Below are 12,200 nucleotides of genomic sequence, written 5' to 3'. Positions count from 1 at the left end.
ACCTGAAAACAGGTGCAATTTTTCATAAAATCACATTAAAAGAATTAATGAGTTAAAGATAAAATACCATACTTATATTCCGTAATCATATTTCTATCTGTGATCACTTCTAATGGTCTCTTAATTGATGAAAAATCAATATTTTCATAAGGAATTATTTGATCATTCAAAATAATTTTCGTCCCTAACTCAATTTGCCCAGGCGTAATAAACACCTTTTTACCATCTTGCCAAACAAGCTGCATCAGTGCATTAGAAACTTGTTGTTCCGTTAAATTAGTAATTGGTTTTAAGGCACCTAATGCCATATTTGAGTACTTATAGGTATAAGGGTAAACTTGCTGAGTAGTAAATAATGTATCTGACGAGCCAGTCGTATTGAAATAAACAAAACCATCTTCATTTAAATGCCTTTTTGTTAATTCTAGAAAATCTTGACTTAACAAATTTGTTGCATAGCTTCGCCAATGAAATGTTGTATTCATTAAGATAAAGTCAAATTTCGCGTCTTTGTTCTTCGTTAACCATCTGCGTCCATCGTCTGTCACGATATTTATTCTTTTATCTTTCAGAATTTTTGACATTTCAATGTAAGAATTAGCTAACTCAGTATATGCTGGATTTAACTCAACAACAGTGATTGATTCTAAATGAGGCATTGCGGCTAGCACACTGACCCAAGAACCTGTACTTAACCCAATAACAAGCACATTTTTCGCTTGTGGCGCAATAGCCGATAATAAATAAGCACGATGAATTCCATTACTATTATGATCAATATCAATATTTAGCATACCATCATAGACATTACTACCAAAAACCAAGTGCTCGTTTTCTTTATTAGCATAAACTTGTATAAATCCATGTTTATTCTCAATAATATTTTCAATTAATAAATCTTCTTTTTGTGATAATGCATGAACTATTTTCTCTGGTAAAAAAGTAAGTAAAATTGCGGCGAAAGCAATAATCAAAGAAAATATTTTGAGCACACTTTGTTTAACACAAAAATATGCAATTACAAAAGTGAGCAAAATCACAATAAAATAGGTTTGCTGAGTACTAAAGAAATCTAATAAATAAAAACCAATAAAAATCGGCGCTAAAGTGCAACCTAATACATTGGCAAAATAAACATTAGAAATTGCGGCACCTGTTTTTTTATTTTCAGATCCTAGATGATGAACAATAGGAAAAATAATCCCACGCAGTAATGCCATAACAATAACAGTAAAAATAAAAGTAATCACTGTTGGAGCATAAATAATAGCGGCAATAGCAATAAAATCAAAACATGCTGCTATCATGAGTATTCTACCAATGTAATCAATACTTGCCCTACCTGACTGACACACTTTTTTACCAATAAGAGAACCAAAAGCGATACCTAACAAAAATAATGCGAGAATAATTGAAAAGGCTTGTGGCATAGAAGAAGAATAGAAAGAAAAAAGCCTAATCCAAATAACTTCTAAGCTTAAACTTAAAAAACCACCTGCAAAAGATAAGACTACGGCTTTGCGAATAATATTATGATAAGATTTTTTTGATATCTCTTGTTTATCGCTCTTATTGTTCGCGAAATTCACTTCATTAGATGTATTGTGATATAGAATAAACACAACGAATGCAATAAAGCAATTAGCTATACCCGCAATATAAATAACCTGCTCTAATTCAAAATAATTAAATAAGAAAAAGCCTGTCATAATACAGGCAGTAGAAGCACCTAATGTATTCACAAAATATAACCAGCCAATATTATTTCCTATATTATCGATATAGCGATTTAAATGCTGAGTTAATAAAGGCAGTGTACTCCCCATTAAAAATGTTGGAAACAACAGCAATAAGAAATTAGCAAATGCGATAGTAGAAATATTTGAATATAAAAATAGATTTTTAATTAATTCAATTAATGTTGGACTAGCAAAGCCAAATATCCCAATACCTAATTCAACTAGAGCAAAAATGAGCACTATTTTCTGCGGATATTTATCTGCAATACGTCCTCCACAATATGCCCCCATACCTAAACCAGCCATAAACACAGCAATGATGATTGTGATCGACTCTAAATCAACTCCGAATGCAGTAAACAATAAACGCTGCCAAGCAATTTGATAAATTAACGCAGCAAATCCTGAAAGAAAAAAGATTGTTTTGATAATATTCAACTTCCTATTTTCCACTATTTTGTCTCCTTGACTTCATTAATAAAATCATCTTCTAACTCACTAAAGTTAATATTTTTTTCAAAATTAAAGACTTTAATCTCTTTATCATCTTCAGCAGAAAAGAAATCATAATTATTATTTAATTCTTGTGTTGTGATATTTAACCATTGGCTAAAACCATACATAAAATTAAAAGCACTTCGCTTTGTATTAACGACTTCTCTCGCTAAATCATCACTTGAAATTTTAACAAATGGCACTTCATAATTAGATTTAAATTTAGAATCATAATCTAAATTTAAATTTTCTTTACTTTCTTTTTCAATATGATTTAGACCATGATCTGAGAAGTAAATCAATGAATAGCTTTCATTTCTACTTTTTAATAATTCAATAGCATCACTAATTAATTTGTCTGTTTTTAAAATGCTATTTACATAACACGACATTTTTTTATTAACAAATTCCAGTTTTTTCTCTTCTTCAGTAATACGTTGACAAAAATCCTGGTGTGAGCCCATTAAATGTAAAACAAATAATCTTGCTTTAGATGGAGAGTTATTTGCTTCTAACCGTTCACTCAATTTTTCAAGCAATTTAAAATCATCTTCATCTGCCGTATTGAATCCACCTTTCTTAGTAAAATAGAAGAAATTTGCACTTGCGCCAATTCGACTTGCAATCGTGTCATATTTACCAATACTGCCTTGATTAGATAGCCAGTTTGTTTCAATACCTGCTGCTTTTGCTAACGTAATAATGTTATAGCTATAATCTATTTTTTTATCTTTCTTAAAATAAAGTGACTTTAATAATGAATGATAGGTGGCTGGTGCTGCGGAAATATAACCACTATTAATATAACCTTTTGTTTGATCCAAAAATGGTGTTGTTGGCAATTGGAAACCATAGGTTGACAAATAGTCCCGACGAGCACTTTCTCCAATAATTAAAACATAATTCTGATATTCTGGAGATGCCATCAATACTTGCCAAGGCGGCATAACATAAGCCGCTGATTCTAATTCAGCCTTTTCAGTATAGTAATCTCGAATACTTTCATAAATATTGACATAAAAAGAAATAATATTAATTGGGCTATTAGATAATGTCCATTTCACATCATCCTCTTCTTCAGAGGCTTTTTCTAAATAAAATTTGGTAGGTACAAATAGAAGTGAAAAACAAAACACACCAACTAATAGAATATACATTACTCTTTTTTTACTATCAAATGGAGAGCGGAGGTTATACTTTTTTAACCTTATTAAAATGACTGCAGATAACATATAAAAGACAGGAAACAACATCTGTGAAAAACTTATTTTCTGCATAAACTCGAGAGATTCCCCGGCATTAGTTTCCAAAAAAGCAGCAACAATGCCAGAATTCAAGGAACCATAATATTGAGATACTGGATAATACAATGATAGCGTAATAGTGATGAATAACACGACAAAAGAAAATAATCTCTCATTGTACGCATAAAGTAAGTAATAAAAGATGAAGACACCTAATACCGCATAATGTAAGCTTGGTTCTGGTGAAATAAGGATTGAAGCAATAGAAAATAATAATAACCAAATATAAAATAATCGTTTTTTTAAATAAAAAATAAACTTTTGAAACATGTTAATACAGCTAAAAAACCTAAAAGGACACATATTATACAACGAACAACCTTCATTGATAATATGAAAACAAAAAATTTTGTAAAAACGCATGCTACTCTATCAGTGATACCTTTGTTAGAATAGCGTTACCTCATATAGATAATTCAGGAAAAATAGATGATCAATTCTCAATATCTAATCGAAGTTACAGAGCAAAACTTAACCGAAACATTACAGCTTTCACAACAATCACCATTGGTTATGACGTTTTATGCTCCTAATCACCAAACTTCGTTAGAATTTACCGCACTTTTACAACGCTATGCAGAACAATATCAAGGTCAATTTGTATTAGCAAAAGTCAATTGTGAAAAAGAACAAATGATTGCTGCACAATTTCGTATTCAAGCCTTGCCAACAACTTATTTATTCAAAGCAGGTCAAGCATTAGATGCCTTCCAAGGAAATCTAGATGAACAAACCTTACAACAAAGACTGGCAGCGATCTTACCTAAGGAAGAAGAACTCAAATTTATGCAAGCTTTAGAATTACTGGAGGCTGAAAATTATCAAGATGCGCTTCCTTTATTAAAAGAGGCATGGGAAATTTCGAATAAACGAAACAGTGATATTGCTTTATTGTATGCTGAAACATATATCGCAATAAAAAAAGTTGAACCAGCTCAAGAAATTTTGAACCAAATCCCATTACAAGATCGTGATAACCGCTGGCAAGGACTGCAAGCTCAAATTAATTTATTAATTCAAGCAGCAGATACACCTGAAATTCAACAATTACAGGCTGATTTTGCACAATCCCCCTCTGCTACACTTGCCTTAAAATTAGCAGTACAACTCCATCAAGCCAATCGTAATGAAGATGCGTTATCTTTACTATTTGGATTACTAAAACATGATCTCAATACAGAGAATGGTGAAGTGAAGCAACAATTTTTATCGATCTTATCTGCTCTTGGACAAAACGATCCTATTACAACGAAATACCGCCGTTTATTGTATTCCCTATTATATTAACAGGGAAATTATTAGTAATAGATTGAACATGGGAAACGTCTATAATAAAGTACAAAGTATTTTGAATATGTAAGGAGAGAAATACATGGATTCAATTAAACATAGTAAACTACTTATTTTAGGTTCAGGTCCAGCAGGCTATACTGCTGCTATTTATGCCGCTCGTGCAAATTTAAATCCAGTTTTAGTTACTGGTTTACAGCAAGGTGGTCAATTAACGACAACTACGGAAATTGAAAATTGGCCCGGTGATTTTGGTGATACAACAGGTCCAGAACTCATGCAACGTATGTTGCAACATGTGGAGAAATTTGAAACTGAAGTTGTTTTTGACCATATCAATAAAGTTGATCTGTCTTCTCGTCCATTTAAATTATACGGCGATGTACAGACTTTCAGTTGTGACGCGTTAATTATTGCAACAGGTGCTTCAGCTCGCTATCTTGGATTGCCATCCGAAGAAGCTTATAAAGGGCGTGGTGTTTCTGCTTGTGCAACTTGCGATGGTTTTTTCTACCGTAATAAACCCGTTGCTGTTATTGGTGGTGGTAATACTGCCGTGGAAGAAGCGCTATATTTGGCGAATATCGCCTCTGAAGTACACTTAATTCATCGCCGTGATAGTTTTCGTAGTGAAAAAATCCTTATCGATCGTTTAATGAAAAAAGTCGAAGAAGGCAAAATTATCCTCCATACTAACCGCACTTTAGATGAAGTATTAGGTGATAATATGGGAGTAACAGGTATCCGTCTAAAAGATACTCAATCTGACAAAACAGAAGATTTAATGTTAGAGGGCTTATTTATCGCTATTGGTCATGCGCCAAATACAGAAATTTTCGCTGGACAACTTGAATTCAATAATGGCTACATTGTAGTAAAATCTGGATTAGAAGGTAATGCCACAGCCACTTCTGTTGAAGGTGTCTTCGCTGCTGGTGATGTCATGGATCATAATTATCGTCAAGCCATTACGTCTGCGGGAACAGGTTGTATGGCAGCACTTGATGCAGAACGATATTTAGATGCATTGGAGGCCTAAAAATATTCATTTTGCGATACTACTCGCAAAATGAATATTACATTCCACGCTAGTACATAATATTTTTTATCGTGATGCTTTTGAACAAATTATGATAAACTACAGGTATCGCTGGTGTGGAATGTTTTTAAGTATCCAATAAAATAGAGAAAGTTTAGACTCACGGGCAAAGAATCTAGATGATAGAGTGAAGATGCAATTTGTGCCTTACCAGTTGTAATATATGGCGAAAATAATATTAAATTTAAAGTTGGGAATTGTATTTTACTTTTAGTACTTCCCTATTGCATCTTTATTGTAACCCAGTTAATTCGGCAGCATAACTCTATATTATCAAAGGAGAAATAATATAGAATTGATGATTCTCTTATTATTCTTAAATGCATTAGCATTATTAATGCTTTTTGCAAAAATACGTATAATAACTAAAAATGAAGAATCTAATAAGTAAGGAGCCTCTTTGTTAAGAATCATTGAAATAAGATGTTCTACGTATATAAAAATAAAAATTTAAAACGAAATATAGGGACGCTAAAAGCGTCCTTCTCAGTTTACAATATGACTAATCAAGAACTTAACTTGTTATATTATGCAAAAAACACGTCAAAAATATTTACAAAAATGGCTTTGGTCACAACAAAAACCAATTAAAAAATTGCTAAATTTGAACATTCTGCTTGCTTCTATTTCATCCGTGATCTTAGTCATCAATACTTATTTTTTAGCGAGTTTATTACACCATTTGATTATGTTAGGTACTGAGCGTAGTACTCTGTCATTTTATTTCGTTGGTCTCATCATTGGCTTTATGCTTCGAGCTGTCATACTGTGGGTACGTGAGCAAATTGGCTTTAAGTGCGGTCGAATTTTACGTAATTCTATTCGCCAGCAAATCTTAGATAAAATTCATCAAGTTGGACCAGCCACAATCAATCAAAAGCCTGCTGGGAGTTGGGCAACAATTATGTTAGAACAAGTGGAAAACTTACATAATTATTACGCTCGCTATTTGCCACAACAGGCACTATCGGCAATTGTTCCTGTCGTGATTTTAATTGCAATATTCCCACTTAATTGGGCAGCAGGTCTTGTTTTAATGATTACTGCACCACTGATCCCTATTTTTATGATTTTAGTGGGTATTGCCGCTGCAGACAGCAGTCAAAAAAATATGGCGACTCTAGCAAAATTAAGCGGTCAATTTTTAGATCGTCTACGCGGTTTAGAAACATTACGTTTATTTAATCGTACTGAACAGCAAACGAGACACATTGAAGAAAATACCGATGCATTTCGTGAAACAACAATGGATGTGCTAAAAATGGCATTCCTTTCCTCTGCAGTGTTAGAGTTTTTCACTTCAATTTCTATTGCACTAATGGCTGTCTATTTTGGTTTTAGTTATTTAGGCGAGTTAAATTTTGGTACATATAATGCACCTTTAACCTTATTTGTCGGCTTTTTCTGTCTTATTTTGGCTCCTGAATTTTACCAACCACTGCGTGATCTCGGTACTTATTATCATGATCGTGCTGCCGGTATTGGCGCTGCTGATGTTATTGTGGAATTTTTAGAGGCAGAACACACAACGGCACAATCAGTTCACCAACAACCCTCAGAACTACAAAGTGCTGTTGATATTACCGCACAAAACTTAGTCGTACTTTCACCACAAGGTAAACCTTTAACTAAACCGTTAAACTTCTCTTTACCAGCTCAAAGCCATACGGCACTAGTCGGTCAAAGTGGTGCAGGAAAAAGCTCTTTAATCAATGCCATTCTGGGATTTTTAGCCTATGAAGGGAGCTTAAAGATCAATGGGATTGAGCTAAAACAAATGAATTTATCACAGTGGCGTAAACAAATTGCGTGGGTAGGGCAAAATCCATTGTTATTACAAGGCACAATCAAAGAAAATTTATTGTTAGGCGACATTGAAGCAAGTGAACATCAAATTGAACAAGCTTTAACACTCGCTCAAGCAAAAGAATTTACTGATACATTAGGTTTAAATAGTGAAATTAGAGATGGTGGCTTAGGTATTTCAGTCGGGCAAGCACAACGTCTTGCTATTGCGCGAGCCCTACTTCGTCAAGGTCATTTATTATTATTAGATGAACCTACTGCAAGTTTAGACGCACAATCCGAAAATTTAGTTTTACAAGCATTACAAAAAATGAGTCAACAGCAAACTACCTTGATGATTACTCACCGCGTTGAAGATCTCAAACAATGCGATGTTATCCTTGTTATGCAACAAGGTGAAATTATCCAGCAAGGTCATTTCGAACAATTAAAGCATACAGGCTTCTTTGCTGAATTACTTACTCAACGAAAACAGGATGTAAATTAATGCGCGCGTTATTCCCTTTTTTACGTTTATTCAAACATGCTAAATTTACCCTGATTTTAGGGGTGATTTTAATGATTACAGGTTTAGTCGCGAGTATTGGCTTGTTAACGCTTTCAGGTTGGTTTTTAGCTGCAACAGCAATTGCAGGTATCGGTACATTATTTAACTTTTTCTACCCATCTTCAGGCGTACGTGGTTTAGCGATTGGTCGAACAGTTGCCCGTTATTTCGAAAAAATTGTCACTCATGATGCCACTTTTCGTGTACTAGCTAAATTACGTGTTCAAGTATTCAGTCGAATTATTCCATTAAGCCCCGCTGTTTTAAATCGCTACCGTAATAGTGATTTATTAAATCGTTTAGTCGCTGATGTTGATACGCTCGATAGTTTATACTTACGTTTAATTGCGCCTTTCATTAGTGCAATTATTGTTATAACCCTTATTACACTTGGTTTAAGTTTTATTCATATCTCACTCGCCTTATTTATGGGTACGACTTTGTTAGCATTTTTATTAATTATCCCAACCATTTTCTATCGCTTAGGCAGCAAATTTGGTAATAAATTGGTACAATCACGTGCTATTTATCGCACTCAATTTGTAGAGTTTATTCAAGCGCAGGCAGAATTATTACTCTTTAATGCAGAAAAAAAATTAAAAGAGAAGCTCAATCAAACAGAGCAAGATTGGCAACAGTACCAACAAAAAGAAGCTAACTTAGCAGGACTTTCCAGTGCAATTTTACTATTTGTTAATGGATTCATTCTTGCTGCAACACTCTGGATTGCTGCTGAAGCAGACTTAGGCACAGGCATGTATAAAGCTGCATTGATTGCTTTGTTTGCTTTTTCAGTCCTTGCTGCATTTGAAATATTAATGCCAATTGGTGCAGCCTTTTTACATATTGGTCAAGTGATTGCCTCTGCTAAACGCGTTAGTGAAATTATCGAACAATCTCCTTTAGTCAGGTTCGAAGGGATTGCTCAATTTAATGACTTTAATATAAAGACACAACCACTTATTCAAGCCAATGCGTTATTTTTCACCTATCCAGAGCGTGAAAATCCAGCATTAAACAACGTCAGCCTTACTATTGAACAGGGTAAAAAAGTAGCCATCCTCGGAAAAACAGGGAGTGGAAAATCTACATTATTACAATTATTAGTTCGTAACTACGATACTAATAAAGGATTATTATTACTCTCTGGTAGACCAATTGATCAGTATTCAGAACAAGCACTACGCCAACAAATATGTTTTTTAACTCAACGAGTTCATGTATTTAGCGATAGCTTACGCAACAATTTACAGATTGCAAATGCAATCAAAATTACTGATCGGAAAATGATTAATGTGTTACAACAAGTGGGTTTAAACAAATTACTTGAGCAAGAAGAGGGATTAGATTTATGGCTTGGCGATGGCGGGCGCCCATTATCAGGTGGTGAGCAACGTCGTTTAGGGCTTGCTCGTGTATTGCTTAATGACGCGCCAATTTTATTGCTTGATGAACCAACAGAAGGACTAGATCGAGAAACAGAACGAAAAATACTGCATTTAATCTTCACTCATGTGAAAAATAAGACGCTATTAATGGTTACTCATCGCCTTACTTTTATTGAACAATTCGATCAACTCTACATTATTGATGAAGCAAAATTGATTGAACAAGGTACTTATAATGAATTAATCCAACAAGAAAATAGTTATTTCCAAAAATTAGCAACTAGAATTTAGCACATATAATAAAGGGGAAAATGAGGTGGAAATCTTCCCAGCTTGATCTCGGCACACAGTGATGCTGACTTTGGCTGCTTTCTTCCGAACCTGACCAGGTAAACCAGATACCATTGCGAGGAACCGAGAAGATTTCCATTGGATAACCACCAAATAATGCTTATCTGATGATTAGGTGGCGTATTATGCAATAAGATGCCTGATATTGCAAACGTTGATTTTTATTTCTATTTGATTGATTATTTTTTAAGTAAAATAACTTTCATTCTTGTTAAAAACAATTTTTGATTCCATAGTAATGCGCAAAGCAATAAATTTTTAAGCTAATTTATACTAACAATTTGTCTGAATTAATCTTAATTGATTTTACTATACCAAAACTATCAATCAAACTCACTCTCAATAAGGATGAGCCATGTCAAAGGTACTTAATAACTTAATTGAATTACTTAAGCTAGAACGATTAGATGATTTTTTATTTCGAGGTAGCAGCGAAGATTTAGGATTACGCCAAGTTTTCGGTGGTCAAGTTGTCGCACAAGCATTATCAGCTGCTATTCAAGTTGCCCGCCAAGATCGTATTTTACATTCTTGTCACGCTTATTTTTTAGCACCTGGCGATAGCCAACATCCAATTATTTACGATGTAGAAACTTTACGCGAAGGACGCAATTTTACCGCATTACGTGTCAAAGCAATTCAACATAATGAACCAATCTGCCATATTACCGCTTCATTTCAAAATGAAGAAAAAGGTTTTGATCACCAAAGCCAAATGCCTGAAGTTGCACAGCCTGATGAGTTTATTGCAGAAAGTACTGTCATCCAAAAACTTGCACCTTATATTCCAGAACCGATTCGTGAAAAATTTACGGCAGAACGTCCTTTTGATATTCGTGCAAAATATATCAATAATCCATTTAGTGGCACAAAATTGCCACCAGAACAATTTGCTTGGGTAAAAGCGAATGGAAATGCACCATTAGATCAAAAAATACAACAATGTTTGCTCGCCTACTTCTCCGACTTTCATTGTTTATTAACTGCCCTCCATCCACATGAAAAAGGCTTTTTACAACCGGGTATGAAAGTCGCAACAATTGATCATTCAATTTGGTTTCATCGCACTTTTAATTTAAATGATTGGTTACTGTATGCAATTGAAAGTAACAACGCCTTTGCCGCCCGAGGCTTAGCGCGAGGACAAATTTTTGATCGCCAAGGCCGCCTAATTGCAACAACACAACAAGAAGGCTTAATTCGTTATACATTAGAAAAGAAAAAATAAGGAAAAAAATGACCGCACTTTGGCAAGCTATCACTACGGCATTGATCGAAACTGTACCAGAGAAAAAATGCGAGCTTGTTAACCAGCTCTATGATGATCTGTTACCCACTGTCAATTTAACTGAATTAGACGATTTTCCTATTGTCACACCGACGCAAGACATAGCAGGATTTCCGCATAAACCCGCGCTAGTTGCCCCTAAAGATGTACCTAAACGTTCTTTTGCTACCAAAGAAGGTTACGCTGCAACACTACATGCCATCGCACATATTGAATTTAATGCGATTAATTTAGGTTTAGACGCTGCCTGGCGTTTTGGACGCTGTGCTCAACAGGAATTGGGAGCAGGAATGACATTCGTAAAAGATTGGTTACAAGTGGCACGCGAAGAAAGTACGCATTTTACCCTTCTTATACCAACATTTAAAATCTTTGGGTTACCAATATGGGGACTTTGAAGCACACGCAGGTCTATGGGAAATGTCACAAGCCACAGCTCATGACATTTGGGAACGTATGGCATTAGTGCCTCGCGTACTTGAAGCAAGAGGGTTAGATGCGACGCCTGTTCTACAGGACAAAATTCGTCAACGTAAAGATTTTGATGCTGTTGCAATTCTCGATGTGATTTTACATGATGAAATTGGTCATGTTTCAATTGGTAACCATTGGTATCATGCACTTTCTACTAAACGTGGATTAGATGCTATGCAATGTTTTGGTGAACTGTTACGTAAATATCGTATTGTCATATTCAAAGGCGTGATTAATACCGATGCACGCCTACAAGCCGGTTTTACTCAATATGAACTTGATTGGATCTATGAAATTGAACAAACACTAAAAAGCTATATTAAAGCAGAAAAATGATGCCAAGATAATGAAGGCAGATCAAATGTCTGCCTTTAATTATTGACGCTATTCGAACAGAAAACAGTTAAAACTTTGCCAAA

Annotated in this window: 7 protein-coding genes, 1 other RNA gene and 1 pseudogene; 6 read left to right on the top strand and 3 right to left on the bottom strand. The window is 34.5% G+C overall.

Annotated features, from left to right (window positions below; translation table 11 throughout):
* Positions 1 to 44 precede the first annotated feature (44 nt).
* The gene (locus tag C0975_RS03510; protein WP_245853293.1) at positions 45 to 2,177 is read right to left on the bottom strand and encodes a fused MFS/spermidine synthase; all 2,133 of its coding nucleotides are present in this window, start codon (positions 2,175 to 2,177) and stop codon (positions 45 to 47) included.
* A gap of 14 nt (positions 2,178 to 2,191) precedes the next feature.
* A complete protein-coding gene (locus tag C0975_RS03505) occupies positions 2,192 to 3,808 on the bottom strand; it encodes a phosphoethanolamine transferase (RefSeq protein ID WP_101775009.1) in 1,617 nt (538 codons plus the stop codon).
* A 159-nt stretch (positions 3,809 to 3,967) separates the two neighbouring features.
* On the opposite strand from C0975_RS03505, the gene C0975_RS03500 reads away from it, so the two are divergent.
* The 4 genes from C0975_RS03500 to cydC all read left to right on the top strand — a co-directional run bounded on the left by C0975_RS03500 (position 3,968) and on the right by cydC (position 9,959).
* On the top strand, positions 3,968 to 4,825 hold the full coding sequence (locus tag C0975_RS03500) for a co-chaperone YbbN (protein ID WP_101775008.1): 858 nt from the start codon (positions 3,968 to 3,970) through the stop codon (positions 4,823 to 4,825).
* Between the two features lie 85 nt (positions 4,826 to 4,910).
* Positions 4,911 to 5,867 carry a thioredoxin-disulfide reductase gene (trxB, locus tag C0975_RS03495; RefSeq protein ID WP_101775007.1) on the top strand — a complete coding sequence of 319 codons (957 nt, stop codon included), beginning with the start codon at positions 4,911 to 4,913 and terminating at the stop codon, positions 5,865 to 5,867.
* Positions 5,868 to 6,456: 589 nt separating this feature from the next.
* On the top strand, positions 6,457 to 8,220 hold the full coding sequence (gene cydD / locus C0975_RS03490; RefSeq protein WP_101775006.1) for a heme ABC transporter permease/ATP-binding protein CydD: 1,764 nt from the start codon (positions 6,457 to 6,459) through the stop codon (positions 8,218 to 8,220).
* Positions 8,220 to 9,959, top strand: a complete 1,740-nt coding sequence (gene cydC / locus C0975_RS03485; RefSeq protein WP_101775005.1) for a heme ABC transporter ATP-binding protein/permease CydC — start codon at positions 8,220 to 8,222, stop codon at positions 9,957 to 9,959. The genes cydD and cydC overlap by 1 nt, the downstream gene beginning before the upstream one ends.
* 31 nt (positions 9,960 to 9,990) lie before the next feature.
* Here the strand turns inward: cydC and ffs are convergent.
* An RNA gene (gene ffs, locus C0975_RS03480) (signal recognition particle sRNA small type) lies at positions 9,991 to 10,089 on the bottom strand.
* A 285-nt stretch (positions 10,090 to 10,374) separates the two neighbouring features.
* Here ffs and tesB point away from each other — a divergent pair.
* Both tesB and C0975_RS03470 read left to right on the top strand, forming a co-directional pair.
* Positions 10,375 to 11,247 carry an acyl-CoA thioesterase II gene (gene tesB, locus C0975_RS03475; RefSeq protein ID WP_101775004.1) on the top strand — a complete coding sequence of 291 codons (873 nt, stop codon included), beginning with the start codon at positions 10,375 to 10,377 and terminating at the stop codon, positions 11,245 to 11,247.
* An 8-nt stretch (positions 11,248 to 11,255) separates the two neighbouring features.
* Positions 11,256 to 12,117: pseudogene (locus C0975_RS03470) on the top strand (ferritin-like domain-containing protein).
* Positions 12,118 to 12,200: the final 83 nt, after the last annotated feature.

Source organism: Pasteurella oralis (assembly GCF_002850605.1).
GTDB lineage: Bacteria > Pseudomonadota > Gammaproteobacteria > Enterobacterales > Pasteurellaceae > Pasteurella > Pasteurella oralis.
This window is presented reverse-complemented; position numbering and strand designations above follow the sequence as displayed.